The organism is Senegalimassilia faecalis (genome assembly GCF_004135645.1).
Taxonomy (GTDB): domain Bacteria; phylum Actinomycetota; class Coriobacteriia; order Coriobacteriales; family Eggerthellaceae; genus Senegalimassilia; species Senegalimassilia faecalis.
The window spans coordinates 2,109,085-2,135,831 of the sequence record NZ_SDPW01000001.1 but is presented as its reverse complement, the minus strand read 5'-3'; the positions used below and the strand labels follow the sequence as shown (position 1 = coordinate 2,135,831).

Here is a 26,747-nt window from a genome sequence, read left to right as displayed (position 1 = left end):
TCCTTGCAATTGCGTGTACATTGCTGCTAAAAGATAACCAACATGCTAGATATTTATGTCCACGCCCTTGCTACTCGTTTTAATCGTGTTTCCCCAGGTCGCGGCCTTGCGCAATGTTGACCAATCTACTAGAAATTGACGTTGCCGACTTCGGCCAGCTTCAGCTCGGGGTTGTGATCGGTTGCCCACTTCACGTTCCACGAGTTCGTGAACAAAAGCAGCCGCCCTCCGCGCATGTCCTCGACCAGCTTCGTGTCGCGCGTGATGTTCAGGCGCGACGTGTCCAACTCGTCGGGGTCGTTCTCGATCCAGCGGATGTCGGTGTACGGCATGCCTTGGCGGCGCACTTCCACGCCGTACTCGTTTTTCAGGCGCGTTTCCAGCACGTCAAGCTGCAGTACGCCCACCACGCCGGCGATGACGCTTTCCATGCCGAAGCCCGGCTCGCGGAAGATCTGCACGGCGCCTTCCTGCGCCAGCTCGTGCATGCCCTTGACGAACTGCTTGCGTTTCAGCGTGTTGACCTGCGTGATTCGCGCGAAATGCTCCGGCGAGAACGTGGGGATGGGCGGGAATTGCACGTGTTCGCCCTTGCACACCGTGTCGCCGATGCTGAAGATGCCGGGATCGAACAGGCCCACGATGTCGCCGGCGAACGCCTCGTCGACGGTGGCGCGGTCGTCGGCCATGAGCGACGTGCCCGTGGCCAGCTTCAGCTTCTTGCCGCCCTGCACGTGGAACGCCTCCATGCCGCGCTCGAACTTGCCCGAGCAGATGCGCACGAACGCGATGCGGTCGCGGTGATTCTTGTCCATGTTCGCCTGGATTTTGAACACGAAGCCGGAGAATTCCTTGCGCTGCGGGTCGATTTCCTGGCCGCTCAAGGTGTCAAGGTAGGGGCGCGGCGCGGGGGCCAGGTGCAGGAACTCCTTCAGGAACGGCTCCACGCCGAAGTTCGTGAGCGCCGAGCCGAAGAACACCGGCGACAGCTTGCCCGACAACACGGCGTCAAGGTCGAACTCGTCGGCGGCGCCGTCGAGCAGCTCGATGTCGTCCATCAGGTTGCGGTGGTTTTCCTCGCCGATCAGCTCGTCAAGCGCGGTGTCGCCCAGTTCGGCCTCGATCTCGGCAACCTTTTTCGCCGAGTTGCCGCGGCCTTCGCCGTCGAATGCGATGACGTTGCGCGTTTGGCGGTCGAATACGCCGCGGAACGTGCGGCCGTTGCCGATGGGCCAGTTCATGGGGTACGTGCCGATGCCGAGCACCGTCTCGATCTCTTCCATAAGCTCGAACGGGTCGCGGCTTTCGCGGTCCATCTTGTTCACGAACGTGAAGATGGGGATGTGGCGCAGCGTGCACACCTTGAACAGCTTCTTCGTTTGGGCCTCGACGCCCTTTGCGCCGTCGATGACCATGACGGCGGCGTCGGCGGCCATGAGCGTGCGGTACGTGTCCTCGGAAAAGTCCTGGTGGCCGGGGGTGTCGAGGATGTTAACACAGCAGCCGTCGTGCTCGAACTGCAGCACGGACGACGTGACGGAGATGCCGCGTTCCTTCTCGATGTCCATCCAGTCGGACACGGCGTGTTTCGACGAGGCCTTGCCCTTGACCGAGCCGGCCGTCTGGATGCTGCCTGAGTACAGCAGCAGCTTCTCGGTGAGGGTGGTTTTGCCCGCGTCGGGATGCGAGATGATCGCGAACGTGCGTCGCGACGCGATGTGTTCTGCCAGCGTTGGCATGAAGGTCCTTTCCGCAAACCGGTCGCGCGTCCGGGCGCGGGCGCGCCTGGGGGCGGCCGGTGAATGGTTTCGTGCGTAACTGTGTAAGTATAGCGGTGAACGTGCGCGGCCGGAAGACGGGAACGCAGTTGCATACGGAAAGCGCAAGCAATCGCCGGTTGATAGCGGTGACCGATTGCCCGAGCGAAGAGGCACTAGGTGCGGGGCGCAAACTGCGCGCCCCCGTGAAGGTGTTTTTGCTTGCGGGCTATTGTACCTCGCGCTATGCCTCCCACGAGTCGCCGAAGATTTCGAGGTCTTCTTGCGTCATCTCCTCGAAGCCATCGTCGTCGGCGACCACGCTTTCCAGCCATGCGTCCACGAAGGTTTCGCTTCTGAGGGCTCGCTCGCTTGCCGCAAGCTTGGCGTAGCGCGGGTGCTGCTGAAGCTGATAGGCATCGTCGCAGATGGCGGGGCAGCCGCGCTCGAACAGCCACCAGCGCCGCGCCGGCGTTGCCAGCAGGCTGGCGGCGGGCTTGTTCGCGCGCAGGCTGAAGTAGCGCGCCGTCTCCTCGTCCTGAAACCCCAGGACAAGCTGGTGGTCGCAGTTGCCGATGATCGAGTTCGCCGCAGGCTTGCCGTAGCGCGCCTCAAGCTGGCTGACGGTTTGGCACACCACGGTGCAGCTGATTTCGCGGCTGCGCGTGACGGACAAGACGTTGTCGAAGTTCGCCAGGTTGAGGTTGGCGAAGTCGTCGAGCATGAACCGCACGGGCACGGTCAGGCGCCCATCGGGGATGTTGCGGTCGGCCTTGTCGCACAGGGTCGAGAACGCTTGGCGCACGAAAAGGCTGGTCAGCGGGCGCAAACTGGCGTCCATGTCGTCGATGGTGACGAACAGCGCACAGCGCCGGCGGCCCAGATGGCAGAAATTGACGCGGCGCGAGCTCTCGTAGGTGGCCATGGCGCCTTTGAAGCCGATTGGCAGCAGGTTCGCCGCGATGATGCCCATGATGCTTGCGTGCATGCGCTTGGCCAGGCACGTCGAGCTCGCACGGCGGTGCAACCGTACGGCGTAGCTGTAGGGGTTTTCGCTCTCAAGCTCCTCGAACAGCTTGCCGGCCTGGTTGTCGCAAGCGCGGTCGAACACCCGGATGACCTCGGTCATCGTTTGGTCCTCTTCGGGAATCGCTTCAAGGACATAGGCGATGTAGCTTGCCAGATAGTTCGCTGCGGCAAGTGGCCAGAACGGGTCGGACTCGTGGTCTTCGCGCGGGCACAGCGCGCTGGCGATGGCGAATGAGCTTTCGCTCTCGGGTGCCCAAAAACTATGGGACAGGCGCTCGCTCTTCTGTCAACCCCCGATTTGCTAGGTTTTGGATTTGGCGGCAACGGCCAATGGTCGTCGCTGTGGCTGCTGCTGCTGCGGTTGTCGCTGTGGTTGCTGCGGCCGTTCGCGCACGCTTGCGACAGCGTTCCGCCAAAAGGCGCGCGATGTGCGTAGGTTTGTGTGACGCGCTGCATTAGGGCTTCGTCCGGGCCAAGATCGAGCAGCCGAAACGTGCATGGCGCCCCTGCCTTGGTGGCACTGTGCTCATCAACCTACGCACTTGGCGATACTTCGAAACCTGATTCCCGAATGACCGCCCAACGAAAGGTGCGGCAAGTGCGTAGGTTGAAGCGGCGCTCCGGCCCATTGTCTTGCTCGCTCGAAATTTGACCAGGGAAAACGTGACGGCCGAATCGCCTTGTTAGCTATCGCGTTTACAACCTACGCACTTGGCGAATAATAGGAAATCACTTGGGTTTAAGAGCGTAAGAAAGGCGGCAATCTGCCGCCTTTCTTACGCTCTGCCGGTCATCTTTCAGTCTGTGGCAAAGATGCGATTGGAAAATCTTTACGCACAATAACGGTGACCGAACAAATAATTTGATTACCTGGTGTTACAGCGCTGCGTATTCCTCGTCGGTGACCGGTTCGCACCACTCGTTCGACGTATTTTCGCCCGGGTATTCGAACGCCAGGTGGCTAAACCAGCTGCCCGCCTGCGCGCCATGCCAGTGCTTCACGTTCGCGGGGATCTCCACCACATCGCCGGGGTTAAGCGCCTGCGCGGGCTTGCCCTCTTCCTGATACCAGCCCTGGCCATCAACGCACACCAGCACTTGGCCGCCGCCCTTGTCGGCGTGATGGACGTGCCAGTTGTTGCGGCAGCCCGGCTCGAACGTGACGTTGAAGATGGGCAGGTACGCGTCCGGTGCCGTCACCGGGTTGAGGTAGGACTGCCCGATGAAGTATTGCGCGAAGCTGTCGTTGGGCTTGCCCAGGCCGAAAAAGCCGCCGTGCTGTTCGGCCACGTCGGCTGCCGCGGCGTCGTCCTCGGCGTACACTTCCTTGGCCATGTTGAACGCCGCCCACGCGTTCGGCCAGCCGGCATAAAACGCGATATGCGTGAGGATCTCGGCCATCTCAACTTGCGCCACGCCATTGTTTTTGGCGCTCATCAGGTGATACTTCAGCGAGCTATCCGTGATGCCCTTGCCGATAAGCGCGCTGATGGTAACGATGCTGCGCTCTTTCAGCCCCAGCTTGTCGGTGCGATTCCGCACCTCGCCGAACAGCACGTCGTCGTTGAGGTGCGCAAATTCGGGCGCGAATTGCCCCAGCGCGTCGTGGCCTGCGGTCTGCTTAACCATATGAATGCTCCTTCGCTTGCTTGCTCGTCTTTCGTTGAACGAAATGCACCTTAGAACTTAAAGTATGCTCTAAGTCAAGGTAGTCGCTGTAATCTTTACGGGCATCATGCGTTTTGCGAAGTGCCATGGTTTTCTTGTTGCCCAGCGCTGCCACGCGCTCGCCTTCGGCTGGCCTTACAGGTCCTTGCGCTTATAGATGCGCAGGCTGATAGCGCAGCTGGCGGCAAGGGCAAGCGCGCCGATGGCGGCGATGCCGGCCACCATCAGCCCGGCGTTCGCTTCGATCCAGTCGGCCACCTCGTACATCATGGGCGCATCGAGCACTTGCGACAGCGCCGCAATTCCCAGCCCGATGACCAGCAGAAACGCCAGCGTGGCATAGCGCACGCCCTTCGCGTTGCCGAACTTCACCAGAAACGGTTGCATACAGGCAACAAGTACCAGCACCACGGCGGTCGAACAAATGCACGTGGCTGCAAGCTCGAATGCGGGCATTGGCTCGAACTCGGCGATTGCGGCTGGGCCGATGACGTTGCCGGCCATGCCCAGCACGAACGCCGCCGCGATGGTCGCAGCTGCGAACAGCAGGATTGCCGCGTATCGGCCGACTACGATGTCGCGCCGCGAAAACGGCAGCGCAGCGCGGTAGCGCCCCCAGCCGTTGGCCATGTCGGCATTCATGAACGTGAACATGATCAGCAGCGGTTCCATTGCGCACAGTATCGACATCATCGCGGGCGTTTGCAGCGACCAGCAAAGGAACGCGTAGACGATCACGAATGCCCCCAACGTGGCCAAAAGCGTAGACCACACATAGGCGAATTCCGTTTGCAAAATGGCTTTCATCAGGCATTCCTTTCTCTAATGCAGCTGGCATTCACCGTTGAGAGCGAACTGCAGGTAGTCCTCGATGGTGGCGCGATCGCAGGCGATTTCGGGAAACGCTTGCGCGAAGGCGAACCGGTTCGACACCAGCACGTCGGTGCAGTACGCGCGGCGGATGGCGCGCGGCGTGGAAATGCCGAAGGTGGCGAAGGGGTCGGCGGGTTGGCTGGCGCGATGGTCGTTCGGGCTTGCGGCTGTTGCGTCTACTTGTTTGCTGGCGTGTTCGCCCGAGCCGCTGACTGACAGGCTGGACATGCCGCCGACCTGGGCATTCTCCGACGTTTCGCCTTCTGCAGCATCCAGCTCGGCCCCGGCCTGTCCAACTTCGGCCAGTACGCGCATGACTTCGCACGCTTGCTCGGCGGTGCAGTGTGCCACGCCGGCATCGTCGGTAATCTGCTCGCGCGGCAGGTTGAACGCGATGCGCCCGGCGTCGATGCCCACGACGCGGTCGGCTACGCGCTCAAGATCGCTGGTGATGTGACTGGAAAGCAGCACGCCGCGTTGCCCGTCGCTGGCGAATTCGCGCAGCCGGTCGAGCACGCCATCGCGCGCAATCGGGTCCAAACCGGCGGTTGCCTCGTCGAGTATCAGCAGGTCAGCGCCGTGCGAAAGCGCTACGGCTAGCTGCAGCTTCATGCCCATGCCGCGCGACAGGTCGCGCACTTTCGCTTTCGGCGGGATGTCGAACTCGTCAAGCAAGCTGGCTAAACGCTGCGCGTCCCAGCACGCAAACGCGGGCGCTACGCACGCAATCGCCTGCTTCACCTTCAGCTCGGCGGGGAAGGGGCACGTGTCGAACACGACGCCGATGCGGCCGCGCAACCGCCGCTGCGCCTCGGCGGGCGCAGTGGCCCCGAAAGGCTGGCCGAACAGGCGCACGTGGCCGCTATCAAGGTGCAAAAGCCCCAAGATTGCACGAATCACCGTGGTTTTGCCCGCGCCGTTTGCGCCAACAAAACCAACGATTTCCCCAGGTTGTAAGGCTATGCTCACATCGGCAAGCGCAAAATCGTCGCTGAGACGCCTGCTCGCGCCGCGAACTTCGAAAAGGGTTTCCATGTTTGTTTCCGTCTCTAGTTGTGCGACTCGTCGGCCATAAGGTCGAGCATGCTGTGCAGCTCGTCGCGGGAAACGCCCAGGCGCGCGGCCTCGTCGGCCGCTTTCGCCAGCAGTTCCTCCACGTGGCGCAGGCCCTCTTCGCGCAAAAGCTCGCGGTTGCCCGCCGCCACGAAGCTGCCTTTGCCCTGCACGGTTTCGATGAACCCGAGCGCTTCTAGGTCGGAATACGCGCGCTTCGTCGTGATGACGCTGACGCGTAGCCCGTTTGCAAGCGCCCTGATGGAAGGCAGTTTTTCGCCGCAGGCCAGTTCGCCCGAGAGAATCTGCCCCTTGATTTGCTGCGATATCTGCTCGTAGATGGGCAAGTCGCTGGTGTTCGATAGGATGATGTCCACGCTATCTCCTGTGCTTGCGGCCCCGCTGCGCACGCGGCGCCTCGTGCTGCCCGAGCGTCCTCGCGCGGCACGTGTGTATAACCGGTAAGCACAGTATATATACACTAAGCACAGTTGACAAGAGGTTGCTTGCTTTTGCGGGGCGAATTACATCCACCAGGCCATGGCGGCGGTGCCGGCTGCGATGAGCGCAAGGCCGGCCAGGCCGCGCGGCGTGAGCTTCTCGTGGAACACCAGGAAGGCGAACAGGACGGAAATCAAGATGGACAGCTTGTCAATTTGCACCACAACGCTTACCTGAGCTGCGGCGATGGCGTAGTAGGAGCACAGCCATGACGCGCCAGTGGCCAGGCCCGATAGCGCCAGGAAAAGCCACGATTTCCCGCTTACGCTGCCGATGGCGGAAAGCGGCCCAGCCAGTGCCGCCATGATCCACGCGAACGCCAGCACCACGCACGTGCGCAGCGCCGTGACCACGTCGGAGTCGGTGGTTTTGATGCCGCACTTGGCAAGAATCGATGTGATGCCGGCGAAAAATGCCGAAGCGAATGCTGCCGCAATCCAAGACATAGAGGTAAGCCCCTAAATTACAAGTTGTTCCTGATTGATTGTAGGCGTTTGGCGAAGTGGTGGGCGGAATTCGCTTCGTAAAGACTTCGTAAAGCGCTTGTTGAAGCGTTCGTCCTTGCGCCGTTGGGCCTTGGTGCGCGCTGCTCTGAGCAAAAGGGTCGCGAAGTGCGTAGGTTGAGCGACGTCTTCGTGAATGGCCGTGTGCCACCGAGCAATATGGCCTGGTCGGCTTCTGCTTGGATAGCGCCCTGCGCTAGCTTGCGGCGAGAACCTACGCACTTCGCGAATGATAGTGAATTGCTTGGAATTTCGTGCGCGAATTGGCGATTCTGGAACTGAGATGTGGGGAGGGGCGATTCCGACGCAAAAGGCCCAAGCGGCGTGATTTGCCGTTGGGCCTTTTGCGTGTAGTGGCTGCGGGGTTTGCGTTATCGGTTGTTGGCGAGGTATTCGTTGACGCAGGTGTGGAAGCCTTGCGTGTTGCCGGGGAATGTGAGGGGGCTGACCTGGTCGTTTTCGTTGACAAGCAGCAGGGAGCCATCGCCTATGGGCGTGCCGGCGCTGGTGAGTGACATGGTGTCGCATGCCCAAACGTGGGCCTGCGGGCTGTCTGCCGCCCAAACCCACGGGGCCGTGGCGGTTTCGACGGGCGTGTGCCCGACCAGTTGGCTGATGCCGGGCAGCGGGTCGTCGGCAAGGTCGCGCAGATCGGCCCACAGCGGACCGGGCAGTTCCCATCCGCCGCGCGAGGGCGGGCAGCTGTCGAGCGCGCTCCAGCAGCCTGGATCGGCCAGCATGGCGTTAAGGCGCTCGGCAATGGCGCCCGCGTTCTGTTCGCCCAGGTCACACAGGTAGCGCTTCGCCCATGCGCGGGTGACGCCGGCGTGCGTGCACAGGTGCGACCCAATGGCGCAGGCAAGCTGCGCGTGCAGTCTGTCTTCAAGCAGCGGGCGGATGTCGCGCATAAGCGAGGCGATGGTGCCCGGTCCGCGCCGCCCGCGAATGTAGCAGAAATCGTGGTTGCCCAGCAGTACGTCCACGCGCATGCCTTCGGTGCGGCGGCGCTCCGCCCAGTCCGCGTACTGCTCGAGCGCCTCGCGCGCCTGAAACGGCTGCGCGCCCCAATCGTCGCACGCATCGCCCAAAAACACCACGCGGCCGATTGCGGGCCGTTCGGCCAGCAGCATGTCGATGCGCGGCAACACAAACGGCTGTTTCAAGTGCAAATCTCCAACAACAAGCGTTTCCATGGTGTCTCCTTCTGGTTGTGACGTCAAACGCCAGGCTACCCAAACAGCTTCGCGATCTTTGGCGAATCGTGTGCTACCAGGTAAAACGACACGTTGACCTCGGGGTCTTCGATAGGGATGCTCACGCGGCTGTTTCCGATGTTGCGATAGCGCATGCGGACGGCCACGTCGGTTGTGAAGCACGGCAGCGACGACTGTCGGATGACCTCGGCAAGCGCGAAGTCGTCGCTTTGTACCAAGAGCTTCGAAGCTGTGAGCCTGTTGCGGCATAAGTCGCTCCAAAACCCCAGGTCAGAACCAAGCAAGAAGTTGAACCCGTTCAAGTTGTCAAGCGTTACCGATGTGCGTCCCGCCAGCGCGTGGTCGCGTTTCACGCACACGAACAGCTGCTCGTCCATAAGGTGTCGCACGCGCAATCCCTGGTCATCGGGCCGGTACGGCAGCACCGCGATATCGCACGCGTTGGTGCGCAGCGCCTGTTCGGTTGCCGGCAGGTCGGCCACGATTCAGCATAGGACACCTTTTCATAAGGCTCTGCTGGACCGCCTTTGGCACTTGCTTGGCAAAGGCCGGGGCAGCGTGCGCGCGTGGAAGGGATCGTGCCTCGCTGGCTGCATTTGCACCTCTCGCGTGTTGACTCTGGCTTCGCAGAGCATTTCACATTTCAAAATATGAAACACAGATTGCACACTTCGTAGGTTACAACGTGGGTAGACGAGCGTAAAGTTCCAATCATGCGATGCGCAATCATTTCAACTTACGAAAGGGTTGCGCATGGAATACATCACGCTTAACAACCAGGTGAAGATGCCCATCCTGGGTCTGGGCACGTTCATACTGGAGCCCGACGACGCGCAGACCGCCGTGGAGTGCGCGCTGGCGAACGGCCATGAGCTGATCGACACCGCCAACGCCTACGTGAACGAAAAAGCCGTCGGCCGCGGCATGAAGGCGTCGGGCAAGGCGCGCGAGGAAATTTTCCTGGAAACGAAGCTGTGGCCGTGCTTCTACGAAAGCGACACCGCCGTTGACGAAACGCTTGAGCGCCTGGGCGCCGACTACATCGACCTGATGATTTTGCACCAGCCCGCCGGCGACTTCATCTCCGGCTACCGCAAGCTTGAGGCCGCCTACAAGGCCGGCAAGCTGTGCGCCATCGGCGTGTCGAACTTCAACGAGGCCGAGATTTCCCAGGTCATCGAGCAGTGCGATGTGGTGCCCGCCATCGTGCAGATGGAGTGCCATCCGTATTTCCCGCGCACGGACATGAAGCCGTTTTTGGCCGAGCGCGGCATCGCCGTGCAGTCGTGGTACCCGCTGGGTGGCCGTGGCAACACCGTCATCCTTGACGAGCCCGTCATCGCCGAGCTGGCCGCGAAGTACGGCAAGGCGCCCGCGCAGGTTATCATGCGCTGGCAGGCGCAGGAGGGCAACGTGGTCATCCCGGGTTCGAAGACGCCTGCGCACATTGCCGAGAACATCGACGTGTTCGATTTTGAGTTGACCGATGCGGAAATGGCCCAGGTCAGCGCGCTGGACAAGGGCAAGCCGTTCTACGTGCGCACCGACGAGGCGCTTGCGGGCTTCGCCGCCTGGCATTCGGACGTGGAAGGTCAAAAGTAGGGAAGCGCGTTTTTGCGCGATTCCGGAAATGGGGATAACCCGATGATGTTCAGCTTCGAACGAATATGGCCACTGTTGGGCAAAAAGTCTAGAAGCTGAACGAGACGCAAGGGCAAAAGCCCGGTTCAAATCAGCGTTTGCGCTGTTTGAACCGGGCTTTCTTGTGGTTTGGGCGCTGTGCGATTCAGGAAGTGCGCTTTATCTCCACGATATTCCACACGTGGGGCGCAAAATAGCGCGAAATCCGCTCCTACGATTCAGAATCTCGCATTTTTGCCCAACAGTGGCCACTTTTGCGAATTCCTGAACGTCGCCCCTGCGTTCGCGCCTGCTCTACGAGCGGAACGTCACGCCTTCGGGCAGGTCGTTGGGGTCGAACTCGTCCTCGTCGTCCTGGGCTGGCGTGTCGGAGGCCGCCTCGGCCGGCTGGGGCGCAGCTTCGCGTACTTCGCCGAACGCATCGTCGAACGCGCCGAACGCCGCACGCGGTACGGCGAACGTGATGTGGCCGATGGCTCCGGGGTGCGCGGCAATCCAGGCGCGGAACAGCTCGATCACCACTTCGGCATCGAAGCCCTGCGGGCCCGCGCCGAACGCGCCCACGATAAGCGTTTCGGCCCTGTTAGCTGCGGCGATGCGCAAAAGCGCCTCGATGCGCGCGCCCAGCGCCACCTCAACCTCGCGCTCGCTGCGATGGTTTTCCAGCGCGCGGGCGCGGTTCGGCTCGGGGATGGCCAGCACGTCGGCGTGGCGAATCTCGCCATCGCGCGTGAACGTCACATCGGGCAGGTACAGCGCGCGGTCGGTGAACAGCTGCCCGGATGCAAAACCGCGGTTTGCGTCGTGGTAGGCGCTTTTGCAACCCTGCAAAACCGGGTACAGGTTGCTCTCCGAGCACAAAATCTGCTCGGGCCCGAACGCGCCGTCCTCGTAAGCGCCGCCCGGGCGCGTAAACGAGCACGGGTCAACCAGCACTACCTTGCCATGCGCCGCATGCAGCGCCTTCACGGCGAAATCGCTGGTCACGCTGGTGGTGGTAACGGCACCCTCCTCGACTTCGGGCAGCTCAAGCTCGCGGCCTTCGCCGTCTTCGTAAATCTTTGCGTTCTCGATAGTCTTCGCGGTGTCGCCGGCGAACGCCCCGCGCATGAGCGCAAGGTTCTTCGCCGCGGCGGCGCGCCGCTCGTCACGGGTGGGCATGGTTCCTCCTTCAGGCAGGTGAATGTTCCGCCTTCAATAGTAGCAGTCGGCGAAACCACGGCGCCGAAACTTGCAAAACGTTGCCGCGATTTAACCCGAACGGCTGCAGCCTTCGCGTGCAAGGCGATTTTTGCGCAAAGCGCAAAACCGACTTTCGCCGACGCTTCCCGTTCGCATTGCCGGCGCTCGTACCTTTTGCTCGGTCGTGCCTCCCCGTAGCCTACTGATGAAGGCTGCGGGGAGGTGGGCTTGGCCGCAGCTGCCTTATTCCTGCACCTTCAGCGCCAACGCCAGCGGCACGCGCTTGATGCGGCGCACGTGCAGCAGTGCCACCACCAGGTACGTTGCGAACCCGATGGCCACCACCTCTGCGATGGCGAAAAGCGGCACGAAGATCTCGATGTTGCCCGAGTACGCCAACAGCATGGCACGGAAGATGGCCGTCAGCCCGCCGATGATAAGCGGCTGGCATGCCACCAGCGACACCACCACCGTCAGCGTGATCGACCGCACGTACAGCCGGCTGATTTCCCGGTCGCGGTAGCCGAACACCTTCATGTAGCTGATGGCGCGCGCCGAACGGTCGATGACCGATTTAGTCAGCAAATACATGAACACAAGGAAAATGAACACGGAAAGCCCAACCAGCATGCCGATCATATCGCCCATCATACCTACGAACTGCTCGCCGATGGCGTCCATGTCCGCCGGCGTCAAGTCGCTGGCAAGATAGCGCGCGTCCAGGTCAAGCGGCTGGTCGGACGCGTAGGCGTTGAAGTAGCCCGCGTCGTTGCCGAATAGGCGGTTGAATTCGTCAAGGCTCATATACACCGCCATGTCCGACTTCGAGCCCCACGTGAACCCGTCGCCTTCGAACACCACGTCGTGCGCTTCGTCGGCGTACTTGTCGTACAGGCTGACCGTCTGCCCCTCGGCGAAACCGAACTTGTCGACAAGCCCGCGCCCGAACACCGCGCGCCCGCTGCCCACGCCTATGCCGTCCCAGTAGCGCGAATCGGGCGCCACGCCGTACACGGTGATGCTCTCGGTGCCGTTGCCCGACCCGCGGTCATACTCCAGCGTGTACACGGCGTACTTCTCGGCCTGCTCGATCTTCGCCGCGCCGTTGTCGCGCGTGTTCACGGGGTGCACGTTGTCGCCGTCGACGTCCACATCGGCGGCATCCTGCAGCAGCTCTACGACGTCATCGCGCGATTTTCCTAGGTCAGCGGCAATATCGTCCACGCGCTCGTACAGGCGGTCCTGTGCGGCCGCCGCCGCATCCTGCGCCTGCTGCGCCGTTGCAAGCCCCTCGGCCGTAGGCGTTGCGGCAAGCGCATCGGCGGCCGCCTGCAGCGCATCGCCCGCGCGCGAAAGCTCGTCGGCGGCATCGGCCGCGGCGGAAAGCTTGCCGCCCTCCACGTTCGCCAGCTCGTCGACCGCCGACCACGCGGCGCGCTCGTCGTCGGTGCCCTCAAGCTCAAGCGGTGCTTTCAGCGTGTACTCGTGCTCGGCCACCACGTTGCTGCGCAGGTTTTCCGCGTAGTGCGTCATGGTCGGCAAGATGGCCAGCGAAAACAGCAGCAGCATGCTGGCAAACCCGATGCCGATGAACAGCGTGGCGAAGTTTCCCAGGTTGCGCAAAAACACGCGCAGCCGGAACCGCGCGGTGAACCCCAGCCGCTCGGGCAGCGCAAACCCGCGCTTCACGCCGCCTTTGCTGGTTTCGTGGCGCAAAAACTCCAGCGGCGTGTGGCGCATCTTGCGCACAAGCCCCGCCAGCGTGATGAGCACCAGCACGGCCACGGGCGCCACCGTCGTTTTCGCGAACACGCCCCAGCTCCACGTGGCGTAGTACGGCGGCAGGCTGTAGCTGCTGTAATACAGGTTGCGCATGGGCTCGCTCATCAGCGTGAAGCCCGCCACGTTGCCCACCACGGCGGCGGCCACGCCCACGGCGCACGGCAGCGCCAGGTAGTGCGCTACCAGCTCGCGCCGGCGATAACCGCTGGCCAGAAGCGTGCCGATGATGGCGCTTTCCTCCTCGATGGTGCCCGAGGTCAGCACCACGAACACGAACGCCATGATGGCGATGATGATGTACAAAAGCACGCTCCACATGGTGGAGTCGCCCGACACGTCGTCGGCGGCGTACCCGATGCCCTGGTTCGACGCGGCGTCGGTCAGGTCGTTCACGGTGGCGTCGGCGTCGGCCAACGCGCGCACCATGTCCTTTTCCGCATCCGTGCGCTCGGCCAGCGTCAGGTCGGGGTTGGAAAACGTGAACGAGTACGTGAACGCCGGCTGCTGCCCGCCCGCGCGCAGGGCGGCGAAGCCCTCGTCGGACACTTCGGCCACGCCGAACGTCAGCGTGTTCACCGTGAAGTCGGAGTTGTTCTGGAACAGCGCCTGGTTATCGGGGGTGGTCATGATGCCGCACACGGTGAAGCTGCGCCCGTTGAGCGTGATGGCGTCGCCCACGCGCACATCGTTGTTCTGCGCGAACACTCGGTCGATGGCCACTTCGTCGGCGGCCTCGGGCACGCGCCCCTCGGCGTATGCGGCCAGGTCAACGTCGGTGCGGTGCACGTAAGTTCGCAGCGTGCAGTCGCGCCCGTCGTTGCTTTCGGCGGTGCAATCCGCGTTGATCGACCAGTTGGCGAACACGTCGATGCCGCCTGCGTCCTCGGCCGCGTCGCGCGCGGCGTCAAGCTGGGCGTCGGTGGCTTCGAACGCGGTGGTGAAGCGGCCGTCCTCTACGTGGTAGGTGGCCGGGATGTCGTCGATGATGACGCTGATGGAGTGCGCTGCGGTCAGAAAGCCCGACGTCAGCGCGATGGTCACGGACATCAGCAGGAAGATTCCCAGGTATTTGCCCAGGTTATTCCGCATTTCGCGCGGAAAGCGCTTGCGCAAAGGCGATGCCATGGCAGCCTCCTACCACGTCAGGTCGCGCGCACGCATGCGCTCGGCGTTCGCGACGTTTTCGACCAGCTGCCCGTCGCGCAGGCGCAGCACGCGGTGCGCCATGTGCTTGATGGCGTCGTTGTGCGTGACGATGACGATGGTGCAGCCGAAGTCGCGGTTGACGGTTTCCATAAGCTCGAGGATTTCCTTCGACGTTTGGTAGTCCAGCGCGCCGGTGGGCTCGTCGCACAGCAGCAGGCCGGGGTTCTTCACGAGCGCGCGGCCGATGGCGCAACGCTGCTGCTGGCCGCCGGAAACTTGGCGCGGGAACTTCGCGCGGTGCTCGTAGAGGCCCAGGCTGCGCAGCAGGTTGTCGATTGCAAGCGGGTTTGCGGAAAGATGGGCTGTGACCTCGATGTTCTCGCGGATGGTAAGGTCGGGCACCAGGTTGTAGAACTGGAAGACGAACCCCAGCTTGTCGCGGCGGTATTCACCGAGCTGTTTGGGCGTGAGCGCCGTGAGTTCCGTGCCGCCCACCGTGATGGACCCGGCGTCGGCGGCCTCAAGTCCGCCCACCAGGTTGAGAAACGTCGACTTGCCGCTGCCCGAAGGGCCCAGCAGCACGCAGATTTCCCCGGCGCCCACGGCGCAGCTGACGTCGTGCAGCACGCTCACGCGCGCCTCGCCTTCGCCATAATGCTTGCACAAGCCGCTGACCTGCAAGTACGGGTTCGCGGGCATGTCGTCATTCGCGCCGGCAGGCGAATTCGTTGCGGTGGGGGATTGCTGTGCGGGGGCGTCGTTCATGCCCATAGCGTGCTCCTTCTATCAGGCGTTTTGCGTTTCGGTGCGTTGTGCTCCGCTAGTTTCCATAACCTAACTATATAGCACAGGTTACCCATGGGTGACAATAGGCAACACCCTGTGTGGCGAAGCTGGCTCTTGCGTAGCGCTTTCGGGCCATTAGGCTCGAAACCATCGCGAAGTGCGTAGGTCGTTGGCGGCTCGTCGGGGAGCAGGGCGGGGCGAAAAAGGCCGACCAGGAAAAACGCCAACGGCGCAAACGCGACAGCACGCCTTCCGTCTCGAACCTACGCACAACGCGATAGTTTGAAATTGACTTCCCGAGTAATCCCCGAACGAAACCTACGCGAAGTGCGTAGGTTGAAGGCTGCAACCCGCCCGCACTGCCGCCATTTGCGCTCGACGCGGTCGGAATCAGACGACTGGCCGTGGCCAACCTACGCACAACGCGATAGTTTCGAGCAGCAAGCGAACAAACGCCTCTCCGTAATCCGCCGAAATGCACCGTATTCCGAAAATGTGTGCAGTTACTTACCGGTTTTCGCTGGCAGGCCTATACTTTCCGTCTTATACGCAAATGCGCCGGTGGAAAGGCCGGCGAACGAAGGCAAGCGGGGGAGTCGCTTGCGGCGCGCGGGCGATGGCGCGCCAGGAACGGAGGACATCATGGCATCGAAATCAGGCGGCGCGCGTGCGGCGTGGTCCGGCAAGTGGGCGTTTATCTTGGCGGCCGCCGCGTCGGCCATCGGCTTGGGAAACCTGTGGCGTTTCCCGTACTTGGCGGCGAAATACGGCGGCGGTGTGTTCCTTATTACCTATGTGGTGCTGGTGGTGTCGTTCGGCTTCACGCTGATGATGCTTGAAGCCGCGCTCGGCCGCAAAACAGGTCAAAGCGCGCTGGGCGCGTTCAAGTCGTTCGGCAAGAAATACGCGTTCATCGGCATTCTGACCTCGGCAATTCCGTTCATCATCGTGCCGTATTACTGCATCATCGGCGGTTGGGTGCTCAAGTACGCCGGTGCCTACATCGCCGACGGCTCGGCGGCGCTGGCCGACGGCGGCACGTACTTCACGAACTTCATCTCGGGCGGCGGCGAAAGCTTCATCTGGGCCATCGCGTTTTTGGCAATCGTGTTCGCCATCGTGGCGCTTGGCGTGAAAAACGGCATCGAGCGCGCTAACCGCATCCTCATGCCCATCCTGCTGGTCATGACCGTGGGCATCTGCATCTACGAGTTGACCATGCCCGGCGCCATCGACGGCCTGGCCTACTATCTCACGCCCGACTTCAGCAAGTTCAGCGTGCAGCTGGTGGTGGCCGCGCTGGGGCAGATGTTCTACAGCTTGTCGCTGGCCATGGGCATCATGATCACGTACGGCTCCTACATGCAGAAGTCCGACGACCTTGAGCAGTCCGTGCGCCACATCGAGATCTTCGACACCGGCTACGCGTTTTTGGCCGGCCTCATGATCGTGCCCGCCGCGTTCGTGGCCATGGGCTCAGCCGATGCCGTGGCGTCGAAGTCCGGCCCGTCTCTCATGTTCATCATCTTGCCGAACGTGTTCGACCAGATGGGCGGCATCGCCTCGATTATGGGCTTTCTGTTCTTCCTGCTGGTGGTGTTTGCCGCGCTGACCAGCTCCATCTCGTTGACGGAAACGTGTGTGTCCATCGTGCAGGACAGCGCGCACACCACGCGCAAAAAGGCGCTCGGCATCACCATGGCGTTCATCTTTATTATGGCCATGATCGTGAACCTAGGCTATTGCCAGCTGGCCATGATCCAGCCGCTTGGCCCGGGCAGCACCATCCTGGACTTCCTCGACTTCATCTCGAACTCGGTGATGATGCCCATCGCCGCGCTTCTGGCCTGCGTGTTCGTCGGCTGGGTTATCAAGCCGAAAGCCATCATCGACGAGGTCAAGATCTCCAGCCCCTTCAAGGCCGAGAAGATGTTCACCGTCATGGTGAAGTACATCGCGCCGGTGCTGCTGGTCGTCATTCTGCTTGCCTACGTGGCAGCGCAGTTCGGCCTGTTCAGCATGTAGCGCGATCGCGCGATGCGCGGCTTGCGCTGCGGGGCGTCGAAGTCACGCCGAGCTTTTTGTGAGTCCGACGGCGGAAAGGCCCACGTTCAAAGGAGGGTGGCGGTGGCCGCCCTCCTTTTTTCGTGCCGCCGGGGCTCTCCGGAACGTGTGGGAGGGACCTCGTCGCGCACAAACTCGCTCGAGTTTGGGACTTAATTCCTTTCTCGGCGCGTGGTCCTAAAATTGACGCGCATTTCCCCAGGTCAAGGCAAAGTGCTTTGCGGCGCTATCTGGCGCGTCGCGAGCAAGCGCGATAACGCAGGGCTCGAACATTCCTCTTGCCGGCGGCTTCCCGATTGTTTCCGACGTGTTAATTCGCGCGCCGCCAGGCGCAAAACGCGGCGCGTGCGCCCGGTTAATCTCCGTTTCCCTATCGGTTTGGGTGTAAAGTTGTGCATTAGCATTACTTGCACGTTTCACGAAGGAGCATCACGATGACGGTCGAGAAGAAAGATCTTGACTGGGGCAGCCTCGACTTCGGCTACCACCAGACCGACTACAGCTACGAGGCCCATTGGAAGGACGGCGAATGGGACGAGGGCGGTCTGACCACCGACCATGACCTGCATCTTTCCGAGTGCGCCGGCATCTTCCATTATTGCCAGGAAGTGTTCGAGGGCCTGAAGGCCTACACCACGGCCGACGGCACCATCGTGTGCTTCCGCCCCGACATGAATGCCGAGCGCATGTTCGACTCCGCTCAGCGCCTGGAAATGCCCGGCTTCCCGAAGGACAAGTTCGTCGACGCCGTCAAGCAGGTCGTGAAGGCCAACGCCGCGTGGGTGCCGCCGTTCGGCTCCGGCGCCACGCTGTACGTGCGTCCGTTCATGATCGGCTCTGGCGAGGTCATCGGCGTTGCTCCTGCGCCGGAATACACCTTCCGCATCCTGGTCACGCCCGTTGGCCCGTACTTCAAGGGCGGCCTGAAGCCCATCAAGCTGCGCGTTTCCGAGTACGACCGCGCCGCACCGCACGGCACCGGCAACATCAAGGCCGGCCTGAACTACGCCATGTCGCTGCGCCCCACCATGGAAGCGCACCGCAACGGCTACGCCGAGAACATCTACCTGGATTCGCAGAGCCGCACCTACATCGAGGAAACCGGCGGCGCGAACGTCCTGTTCGTGAAGGAAGACGGCACGTTGGTGGTGCCGAAGTCCCACACCGACTCCATCCTGCCGTCCATCACGCGCCGCAGCCTGGTGCAGGTGGCCAAGGACCTGGGCATGACCGTCGACGAGCGCTACGTGACCTGGGAAGAGGTTGCCAGCGGCGAATTCGTCGAGTGCGGCCTGTGCGGCACGGCGGCTGTTATCAGCCCCGTCGGCCAGATCGACAACAAGGTGTACGGTGCCGACCAGGAGGTCACGTTCCCGGCTGGCTGCACCGAGATCGGCCCGGTCATGAAGCAGCTGCGTGAAACCCTCACCGGCATCCAGGACGGCGACCTGGAAGACAAGCACAACTGGGTCTGCAAGATCGACGTCGACTAGTCGCGCGATTGCTAACAATATAACCACAAAGAAGGGCGGCTCCCGTGGGGGCCGCCCTTCTTTGTGCGCGTTTACTGGTGCGGCAAACGCGGAAGGGTGGTTTAGCGGGGCACCCCGTTGCGCACAGGTTGCTGGCCCATGCGCCAGTCTGCTAGGGTCCTCGCCCTAACATTTCGTTGCCCGATGGGCAACGCTTGCGTTGCGTTTTCGCGGAGAGGGTTGCCCCGTGGCGCGCTGGCTCGTACCATCTAGGGACGGAAACCGGGGCACCGAGCGCGACGTGCGCGGCGGGCCCACATACAGCGAGAGGGGTTTCTCATGAGCAAGTACGCAGGAACGCAGACCGAGAAGAACCTGCAGGCGGCGTTTGCCGGCGAGTCGCAGGCCACGAACAAGTACACGTATTTCGCGTCCGTGGCGAAGAAGGAAGGCTACGAGCAGATCGCCGAGATCTTCCGCAAGACGTCGGCCAACGAGCAGTACCACGCCAAGATGTGGCTGCGCGAGCTTGAGGGCATCGGCACCACGGTCGAGAACCTGACCGCTGCCGCCGAGGGCGAGAACTTCGAGTGGACCGACATGTACGACGGCTTCGCCAAGACGGCCGAGGAAGAGGGCTTCCCGGAGCTGGCCGAGAAGTTCCGCCAGGTTGGCGCCATCGAAAAGCACCACGAGGAGCGCTACCGCGCGCTGCTGCACAACGTGGAGACCGCGCAGGTGTTCGAAAAGAGCGAGGTCAAGGTGTGGGAATGCCGCAACTGCGGCCACATCGTCGTGGGCACGCAGGCCCCCGACGTCTGTCCCGTGTGCGCCCATCCGCAGGCCTACTTCGAGATCACGGCCGATAACTTCTAGGCCACTGCGTCTCTAAGATAGCGCCCGCAAAACCGCAGGTCATACGAGAAAAGCCGCCCCAAAGGCGGCTTTTCTTATGCTGGCCGCCAAAGATAGGCGAACGCTTTTTGCGGCGGTTGGTTGCGGCAGATAACAACCCGGCTGCGCTGTTGAAAGCCAGCCGGGATCTTGGTGCAAGTGACACCGCTCGGCCAGGGTGCCGTCTTCCGCGCGCCGCGCTCGGCTAGCTTCGGCAAACGTTGCTCGTGGAATTCCCGGCTATTCGCGCGCTTGCGCTCTCGTTGCCGCCCATGCTTGCGGCACACTAGCGGCAAGCGAAAACCTCGACGAAAGGACTTCACCATGAAGGCTCGCATCATCCACTGGTGCATCCACGTGCTTGATAAGGAAGCGTCCATCGCGTTTTACGAGCGCGCGCTCGGCTTCCACGTGGCGCACGAAATGGGCCCCGACGACGGCTCGTGGTCGAACACGTACCTGGTCAACGACCAGTCGCCGTTCGAGATCGAGCTGACGTGGAACCGCGGTCGCACCGAGCCCTACGCAAACGGCGGGCGCGACACGCACATCGCCTTCGCCGTCGACGACATGGAAGCCGCGCGCAAGCTGCACGAGGACATGGGCTGCATCGTGTTCGACAACCCGCGCATGGGCATCTACTTCATCGCCGACCCCGACGGCTCCTGGATCGAGATCATCCCCGGCGACTTCTCGTTCGGCGAATAGGGAAGGGCGAAGGCGCCGCGCCGGCGGCGCCCTTGCAGCCAAGGTTGCCGGGCGCGCCTGCGCAGGTCTTGCGGCGGGCGGCGAACCTCGCAGCTGCGTTGCCGTTTCGCGATACGGCCGTTCCCCTTGCAGCCGCTTGCCCCCGTTCGCGACTTCGCGCGCTCGCCGTGCCGGCCCGCAATCCGCCCGCGCGCGGGCGCGGCGTTTGCGGTATGATGGCGGGTACGTATTTCACGAGTTAGGAAGTTTCAGCATGTCGCTTTCCATCGGTATCGTGGGCCTGCCCAACGTCGGCAAGTCCACGCTGTTCACGGCCCTCACGAACAAGGGCGGCCTGGCAGCCAACTACCCCTTCGCCACCATCGAGCCCAACGTCGGCATCGTGCCCGTGCCCGACAACCGCCTGGAGAAGCTGGCCGAAATCGACCACCCCGCCAAAATCGTCCCGGCCACGGTCGAGTTCGTCGACATCGCCGGCCTGGTGGCGGGCGCCAGCCAGGGCGAGGGCCTGGGCAACCAGTTCCTGGCGAACATCCGCGAAACGGACGCCATCTGCGAGGTTGTGCGCTTCTTCAGCGACCCCGACGTCGTGCACGTTGACGGCTGCGTCAACCCCACGTCGGACATGGAAACCATCAAAACCGAGCTCATTCTGGCCGACATCGGCACGCTTGACAAGGCCCTGCCGCGCCTGGAGAAGGAAGCGAAGCGCGACAAAGCGGGCGTGAAGAAGCTTGAGGTGGCGAAGAAGGTGCTCGAGGGCCTCAACGAGGGCCATCGCGCCCGCACGCTCGGCCTTGACGAGGACGAGCAGGACGCCATCTACGACCTGCACCTGCTTACCATGAAGCCCATCCTGTACATCGCCAACGTCGACGAGGACGCCCTTGACGCCGATCTGGCCGAGATCGACGGCTGCCAGCCGGTGCCCATTTCGGCGAAGGTTGAGGCTGACCTGGCCGAACTCGACCCGGCCGAAGCCAAGGAGTACCTGGAGGCCATGGGCCTTGCGGAGTCAGGCTTGGCCCGCCTGGTTCGCAGCGCCTACAAGCTGCTGGGCCTGCAAAGCTACTTCACCAGCGGCGAAACGGAAACGCGCGCTTGGACCATCCCCATCGGCGCGAAGGCCCCGCAGGCCGCCGGCGTCATCCACTCCGACTTCGAGCGCGGCTTCATCAAGGCCGAAACCGCGTCGTATGCCGACTACGTCGAACTCGGCGGCGAACTGGGCTGCCGCAACGCCGGTAAGCTGCGCCAAGAAGGCAAAGAATACGTCGTGCAAGACGGCGACGTCATGCATTTCAAGTTCAACGTATAAAGCATTCGCAAACACAGCGATGGCTTCCAAAAGGAGCCCGGCGTCGGGGCTCCTTTTCTGTTGTTTGAACTTGCAAACTCGATTCGCTTCAGCTGGTTTCGTATTGCGCTAGCATTGCTCGTGCGTCTTTGGCTAGGCTTCCGCGCAGCTCTTTCGGGGCGATGGCTTCGACTGCCTCTGAGTTTTGTTTAATCCAGTAGCGAACAGCATCAAGGTTTGCCTTAACTTCAAAGTCGATGAACCCATCGGTGCTGCCGACAACGCGCGCGTGCACGCCGAACGCATCGAAGACGCGCAGCCGCGCGGGCGCCTCGTCGTGTACGCGAATGGTTGCGGTGGATTTGCCCCCGAACATCATGAGATGCTTTTGCCGATAATCGGTAAGGCCCTGATGGGTCGTGCTTTTCGCAACGTGTTCGTCAAGTTCTTCGACATCGAGCAGCACGTCGATGCGAAAGTGGTAGATCTTGTCCGGCGCACCAGGATACGTTGCCAGCAGGTAATAATGCCCGTCGCTTGCAACGATTTGTCGCGGGTCAACTTTTGCACAATCTTCCGTACGCTCAAGCACTAGTTTCCCATGTTTCGCAACGTACTCACCCCAGTAAAACTGAATGCGCTTCTTGTGAGAAATCGCCTGGTCAAGCGTCTCAATGTTATAGAGAAGCTGACTGACGGTCGTGTGCTCCTTTTTCCTGTCGGCCGAAACGATGTGCTTGAGAACCCCGACTCCTGCGTGCGGGTTAAGCCCCGTTACCTTTTCAAGCAGCTCCCGTTTTTGTGCTTGCGGAAGCGGCGCGGCCATGACCCCGTCACCAATCAGCCGGACTTCGGATTCGCTAAACTCGTGCATCCAGTACAGGTTCGTGGAAATGACTTGCGGTGATCCGTCGTGGCAGTTCATGCGCTCGCGCACCTGCGCCCGAAGGCTGTCGGGGAAATGCGCCTGGAGTTCACCGATGTAGCTGCTCATGGTATTGCGGCTTATCTTTACGTCGTAATCGCGTTCCAGCCTTTTGCGAATGTCCAATTGGCTTAAAGGGTGCTCTTCGCTTGCACACCGCTGAAGTACCTCGACGATGAGCAGGGACGTAAGCTTTGAAGCCATGGGAACTTCCTTTCGAAAGAAGCCGTGCATCGCGCCGAATACTCGCCGTAGTTGAGCGAATATGACGACGCCCAAAATTCAGTGCATATCTCTTCTTATAATCTTAATCATCACAGATGATAAGAAAGGAAACAAAACCATGGATAACCAGCAGATTCGTAATTTTTACCTCTCGAAAGAGCATGTGCCCACGCCTGAAACAGACCGGTTGATCGCGGGAGGGTATATGCAGAAAAGCGACGGTTACATAGAGTACGCCAAAGAGTGCGGTGTCGAACCTGCGCAGTATTGGCATCTGATCCATTCTTGGAGTGATCGGTCGGCCGATCATGAACAATTTCGCTGGCCCATCCAATGTGGCGAACTATATGTCTGGATGGCGGAAGTTGCTGGCGTTTCGGGCGTTGGCGAAGTGGTCGATGCAATGCTCCAGGCTCCTGACGATCGCAAGCGTGGCAATAAGCTTGCGTATCATACGCTGTTCGATAAGATTGCGAAACGCGTTGAGGGCGCAACCCGTTAGGCCATGGGCGTCTTAAAGCAATGCGAACACGAAGGGAGGGCGCTTGATTTACGCGATGAGCGAAATCCATGGGTGTCTCGAACCCTTTGAGCAGGCGCTGGCCACCATCGACCTTTCGGATGGCGGATCGAAGCTGGTGCTTCTGGGCGATTGATGGCACGGTCATGCGAAGCGGACGCGTTTTGGTGCTGGCCTACGATGAGGCGACGGGTACGTACAGCGGGCCTGGGCTCTAAGGACAAATGGTTTGCGAAGTGCGTAGGTTGAAATCGTGGGCCGGGCGGCACGCGCCCGTGCGCTTTTTGCGACCTGGGCAAATGGCCTTGCTGTCTGCACCTGCATCCATGCGCGCTTGTCAACCTACGCACTTGACGCACCATCGTGCAGCGGCGCCGCTGAAACCTACGCACTTCGCGCACCTTTTGATTGCGAAGGCGACAAACGCTGCGCCAGCCTACGCACTTGATGTAGCTTTGCGTGGTGCAGGGGCTAATTCGCGTGTACGCGGCCGCGCTGTCGTATAATCCTTGCGTTCGATAATGTGGCCGCGGTTTGCGGCTTTTCATATGCCCTGATGCCGCGCGGCGCGGGGTTCGCAAGGATGGTGGATTCGATGAAAGCAAACGATTTCGACTATCGAACAGCCCAGTGGGCTGTTCGAACCCGAGAAGCGCGAAGCGCAGCACAAGGCCTGCGAGGAAGGTTGGTGGCTCGATGAAGACGAGTGATTTCGACTACGATCTCCCTCAGGAGCTCATTGCGCAGGAGCCAGCAGCCGTGCGCGACGCGTGCCGCATGCTGGTGATGAATCGGCAAACGGGCGCGCTTGAGGACCGCATCTTCCGCGACATCATCGACTACCTCAACCCCGGCGATCTGCTGGTGGCCAACGAAACCCGCGTCATGCCCGCGCGCCTGCTTGGCGCGAAGCGCGGCACGGGCGGGCAGTCCGAGGTGTTCCTGTTGCGCCAGCTCATGGGCGAGAAAGCAACGAAATACGCCGATGTGCCGCACATTGCGGGCCAGCCTGCGCCCGGTGAAAACCAGCAAGCCATCTGGGAAGTGCTCGTGCGCCCGGGCAAGCGCTTGAAGCCCGGCAGCGGGGCCGTTGTTGACTTCACGGACGCCGAAGGCAACGTGGCGCTATCCGCCGAGATCATCGACTGGGCCGAAGGCGCCCAGCGCGGCGAGCGCGTCGCGCGCCTGACTACGACGCATCCCTCGCTTGACCAGGCGCTTCACGCGGTTGGTCACACGCCGCTGCCACCGTACATCAAGCACTACGCCGGTGACGAAGAGCTCTACCAAACCGTCTATTCGCGCCGCGAAAGCTCGGCCGCCGCGCCCACGGCCGGCCTGCACTTCACGCCCGAGCTCATCGAGCGCGTCAAGGCCAAGGGCATCGACTGGGAAACCGTCGAGCTGGAAGTGGGCCTCGACACGTTCCGCATCGTCGACGAGGAAGACCCGCTGGCGCACAAGATGCACACCGAGTTCTACACCGTCCCGCAGAAAACGGTGGACGCCATCAACCGCACGCATGCCGCGGGCGGGCGCGTCATCGCGGTAGGCACCACCAGCGTGCGCAGCCTGGAAAGCGCGTGGGACCCGGCCGCGAACGACGGGCAGGGCGCCATCACGCCGCGCAACCGCGACGCTACCAGCCTGTACCTGCTGCCGGGCAGCCAGTTCCACGTGGTCGACGCGCTCATCACGAACTTCCACGTGCCGCGCAGCACGCTCATGATGCTGGTCAGCGCCTTCAGCAGTCGCGAGAACGTTATGAACGCATACCAGCACGCCATCAGCGAACGCTACCGCATGCTCTCGTTCGGCGACGCGATGTTCATCAAATAGCCGCCGGCAGCTTGAGCGTTTGCGGGCAGGCTAGCTTGTGTGACAGCCGCGGAAGGGGCCGGCAGGGCAATGCCGGCCCCTTTTTTGCTTTATCAGGGTTTACGGAAAGCGCTGCTGACCAGCCGCAAAACACCTGATGGCAAGCACGTTTTAATCAGTCGAGCGGCGAAGAAAGGAGCGCAGCATGAACAAGCGGCCCCGTGGGTCCATTGGGGCCCGCATCCGCGCCTTTCTTGCGCGCGAGGCCGTGCTGGCGGTGGCGGCCGCAGCCGCGCTGGCGTCTTGTGCGCTGGTGCCGCCGGACGCCGCTTATGCGCACTACATCGACTGGCATACGCTTGCGCTGCTGTTTTGCCTGATGACGGTGGTGGCGGGCTTCCGCAAGCTCGGTGTGCTGGATTCGGCGGGCGCATGGCTGGTCGCGCGTGCCCGCACGCCGCGCGCCGTGGCCGCAGCGCTGGTAGCCCTTGCGTTTTTCGCCAGCATGTTGGTGACGAACGACGTGGCGCTCATCACGTTCGTGCCGTTGGCGCTGGTGGTGCTGCGCCGCGCGAACATGGAAGCGCGCCTGTGCCTGGTGGCCACGCTTATGACGGTGGCGGCGAACCTGGGCAGCATGCTCACGCCCGTCGGCAATCCGCAAAATCTGTACCTGTTCACGGCGTCGGGCATGAGCATACGCGAGTTTCTCCTGCTCATGGCCCCGTACACGTTGGCGTCGGCCGCTCTGTTGACCGCCGTGATTACTCTGGCGTTTCGCGAAAAGCCTACCCAGATGGCGAAGGGGAAGGGGCTGGCGAAGTCCGAAAGCGTGACGAGCTCGGTCGCGGTTGTCCGCAATCGGCAGCAAACTCATCGCGAAAGCAATGCGGATGCGAACGATGCCAGAACATTCTGCTCGCCGAGTGGGCCGGGCTCTTCCGAAGGCGAACGCCCTGGCGGCCAGGCAAAATCTTCCGAATTCACCACCCATCCCATCCGATTCGCGCTCTACCTGGCGCTATTCATTGCGTGCTTTGCTGCCGTTGCCGGTGCGCTAGACGTGCGCATGCTGCTGGCGGTGGTGTTGCTGGCAACGGCGCTGTCTGACGCCAGTTTGCTGCGTCGCGTCGACTGGGGGCTGCTTGCCACGTTCGTGGCGCTGTTCGTGTTCGTGGGCAACATGGCGCGCGTGCCGCTGCTGCACGACGCGTTGGTCGCGGCGGTAGACGGTAACGCGCTGCTGGCGGCTGTCGGCGCCAGCCAGGTCATCAGCAACGTGCCCGCCGCCGTGCTGTTGTCGAGGCTCACCGACCAGTGGTCGGCGCTTATCGTTGGCACGAACCTCGGCGGCCTGGGCACGCTCATCGCGTCCATGGCAAGCCTCATCACGTTCAAGGCCGTCTCAGTCGGCCGAGCCGGCATCCGCACGCACTACCTGCGCACGTTCACCCTGGTCAACGTAGCGTTTCTGACGGCGCTTCTGGCGTTGGCGTTTGTTTTTGGGCCTACGGCATAGCGCTCGATGCCATTGCGTGTCCTGTTCGGTTGCTGGCGGTTTGGCCTCGTGCTATTGGTAAGCGCCGCATCACGACCAGCCATTTCTTTTCGTGAATGCACGAAACCTTATCGATAACCAACCACAAACGAAGAGCTAGCGTAAAATCATCGCCAAAAACCGCCCACAAC

The 26,747-nt window shown here is 62.0% G+C and carries 23 protein-coding genes; 9 read left to right on the top strand and 14 right to left on the bottom strand.

Annotated elements, in window-relative coordinates:
* Positions 1-128: 128 nt before the first annotated feature.
* The 10 genes from ET524_RS08870 to ET524_RS08830 form a co-directional block, all read right to left on the bottom strand.
* Entirely contained in the window at positions 129-1,739 is a 1,611-nt protein-coding gene (locus ET524_RS08870) for a peptide chain release factor 3 (RefSeq protein WP_129425100.1), read from the bottom strand.
* 262 nt (positions 1,740-2,001) lie between these two features.
* Positions 2,002-3,012: a type IV secretory system conjugative DNA transfer family protein gene (locus ET524_RS08865; RefSeq protein ID WP_269089567.1), complete on the bottom strand. Its 1,011-nt coding sequence runs from the start codon at positions 3,010-3,012 to the stop codon at positions 2,002-2,004.
* A gap of 650 nt (positions 3,013-3,662) precedes the next feature.
* The gene (locus tag ET524_RS08860; protein WP_129425096.1) at positions 3,663-4,415 is read right to left on the bottom strand and encodes a carboxymuconolactone decarboxylase family protein; all 753 of its coding nucleotides are present in this window, start codon (positions 4,413-4,415) and stop codon (positions 3,663-3,665) included.
* Complete coding sequence (locus ET524_RS11570; protein ID WP_161566662.1) at positions 4,408-4,569, bottom strand: hypothetical protein; 162 nt, start codon at positions 4,567-4,569, stop codon at positions 4,408-4,410. Before ET524_RS11570 ends, ET524_RS08860 begins: the two co-directional genes overlap by 8 nt.
* A gap of 20 nt (positions 4,570-4,589) precedes the next feature.
* Positions 4,590-5,261: an ABC-2 transporter permease gene (locus tag ET524_RS08855; RefSeq protein ID WP_129425094.1), complete on the bottom strand. Its 672-nt coding sequence runs from the start codon at positions 5,259-5,261 to the stop codon at positions 4,590-4,592.
* 15 nt (positions 5,262-5,276) lie between these two features.
* Entirely contained in the window at positions 5,277-6,362 is a 1,086-nt protein-coding gene (locus ET524_RS08850) for an ABC transporter ATP-binding protein (protein WP_236648296.1), read from the bottom strand.
* A 14-nt stretch (positions 6,363-6,376) separates the two neighbouring features.
* A complete protein-coding gene (locus ET524_RS08845) occupies positions 6,377-6,757 on the bottom strand; it encodes a GntR family transcriptional regulator (RefSeq protein WP_129425092.1) in 381 nt (126 codons plus the stop codon).
* A 147-nt stretch (positions 6,758-6,904) separates the two neighbouring features.
* The gene (locus tag ET524_RS08840; protein WP_129425090.1) at positions 6,905-7,327 is read right to left on the bottom strand and encodes an EamA family transporter; all 423 of its coding nucleotides are present in this window, start codon (positions 7,325-7,327) and stop codon (positions 6,905-6,907) included.
* Between the two features lie 428 nt (positions 7,328-7,755).
* Positions 7,756-8,577 carry a metallophosphoesterase family protein gene (locus ET524_RS08835; RefSeq protein ID WP_129425088.1) on the bottom strand — a complete coding sequence of 274 codons (822 nt, stop codon included), beginning with the start codon at positions 8,575-8,577 and terminating at the stop codon, positions 7,756-7,758.
* A 35-nt stretch (positions 8,578-8,612) separates the two neighbouring features.
* On the bottom strand, positions 8,613-9,080 hold the full coding sequence (locus ET524_RS08830) for a LysR family transcriptional regulator substrate-binding protein (protein WP_161566661.1): 468 nt from the start codon (positions 9,078-9,080) through the stop codon (positions 8,613-8,615).
* 271 nt (positions 9,081-9,351) lie between these two features.
* On the opposite strand from ET524_RS08830, the gene ET524_RS08825 reads away from it, so the two are divergent.
* Positions 9,352-10,200, top strand: a complete 849-nt coding sequence (locus ET524_RS08825) for an aldo/keto reductase (RefSeq protein ID WP_129425084.1) — start codon at positions 9,352-9,354, stop codon at positions 10,198-10,200.
* Positions 10,201-10,533: 333 nt separating this feature from the next.
* Here the strand turns inward: ET524_RS08825 and ET524_RS08820 are convergent, their stop codons facing one another.
* The 3 genes from ET524_RS08820 to ET524_RS08810 all read right to left on the bottom strand — a co-directional run bounded on the left by ET524_RS08820 (position 10,534) and on the right by ET524_RS08810 (position 15,120).
* Positions 10,534-11,400 carry a TIGR02452 family protein gene (locus tag ET524_RS08820; protein WP_129425082.1) on the bottom strand — a complete coding sequence of 289 codons (867 nt, stop codon included), beginning with the start codon at positions 11,398-11,400 and terminating at the stop codon, positions 10,534-10,536.
* Positions 11,401-11,664: 264 nt separating this feature from the next.
* Positions 11,665-14,328 carry an ABC transporter permease gene (locus ET524_RS08815; RefSeq protein WP_129425079.1) on the bottom strand — a complete coding sequence of 888 codons (2,664 nt, stop codon included), beginning with the start codon at positions 14,326-14,328 and terminating at the stop codon, positions 11,665-11,667.
* A gap of 9 nt (positions 14,329-14,337) precedes the next feature.
* Positions 14,338-15,120, bottom strand: a complete 783-nt coding sequence (locus tag ET524_RS08810; RefSeq protein ID WP_236648295.1) for an ABC transporter ATP-binding protein — start codon at positions 15,118-15,120, stop codon at positions 14,338-14,340.
* 657 nt (positions 15,121-15,777) lie between these two features.
* Here ET524_RS08810 and ET524_RS08805 point away from each other — a divergent pair.
* The 5 genes from ET524_RS08805 (at position 15,778) to ychF (ending at position 21,591) form a co-directional block, all read left to right on the top strand.
* Positions 15,778-17,160 (top strand): sodium-dependent transporter, encoded by a 1,383-nt coding sequence (locus ET524_RS08805; RefSeq protein ID WP_129425077.1) that lies wholly within the window; start codon positions 15,778-15,780, stop codon positions 17,158-17,160.
* Positions 17,161-17,633: 473 nt separating this feature from the next.
* Positions 17,634-18,692, top strand: coding sequence for a branched-chain amino acid aminotransferase (locus tag ET524_RS08800; protein WP_129425075.1), 1,059 nt, complete (start codon positions 17,634-17,636; stop codon positions 18,690-18,692).
* A gap of 318 nt (positions 18,693-19,010) precedes the next feature.
* Positions 19,011-19,547 (top strand): rubrerythrin, encoded by a 537-nt coding sequence (rbr, locus tag ET524_RS08795; RefSeq protein ID WP_129425073.1) that lies wholly within the window; start codon positions 19,011-19,013, stop codon positions 19,545-19,547.
* 342 nt (positions 19,548-19,889) lie between these two features.
* Complete coding sequence (locus ET524_RS08790; protein WP_129425071.1) at positions 19,890-20,273, top strand: VOC family protein; 384 nt, start codon at positions 19,890-19,892, stop codon at positions 20,271-20,273.
* A gap of 253 nt (positions 20,274-20,526) precedes the next feature.
* Positions 20,527-21,591 carry a redox-regulated ATPase YchF gene (gene ychF, locus ET524_RS08785; RefSeq protein WP_129425069.1) on the top strand — a complete coding sequence of 355 codons (1,065 nt, stop codon included), beginning with the start codon at positions 20,527-20,529 and terminating at the stop codon, positions 21,589-21,591.
* 88 nt (positions 21,592-21,679) lie between these two features.
* Here the strand turns inward: ychF and ET524_RS08780 are convergent, their stop codons facing one another.
* Positions 21,680-22,699, bottom strand: a complete 1,020-nt coding sequence (locus tag ET524_RS08780; RefSeq protein WP_161566660.1) for a helix-turn-helix transcriptional regulator — start codon at positions 22,697-22,699, stop codon at positions 21,680-21,682.
* A 139-nt stretch (positions 22,700-22,838) separates the two neighbouring features.
* On the opposite strand from ET524_RS08780, the gene ET524_RS08775 reads away from it, so the two are divergent.
* From ET524_RS08775 to ET524_RS08765, 3 genes are all read left to right on the top strand, one after another.
* Positions 22,839-23,222, top strand: a complete 384-nt coding sequence (locus ET524_RS08775) for a hypothetical protein (protein ID WP_129425065.1) — start codon at positions 22,839-22,841, stop codon at positions 23,220-23,222.
* A 714-nt stretch (positions 23,223-23,936) separates the two neighbouring features.
* Positions 23,937-25,079, top strand: a complete 1,143-nt coding sequence (gene queA / locus ET524_RS08770; protein WP_129425063.1) for a tRNA preQ1(34) S-adenosylmethionine ribosyltransferase-isomerase QueA — start codon at positions 23,937-23,939, stop codon at positions 25,077-25,079.
* Between the two features lie 184 nt (positions 25,080-25,263).
* A complete protein-coding gene (locus ET524_RS08765; RefSeq protein WP_129425061.1) occupies positions 25,264-26,577 on the top strand; it encodes an SLC13 family permease in 1,314 nt (437 codons plus the stop codon).
* Positions 26,578-26,747: the final 170 nt, after the last annotated feature.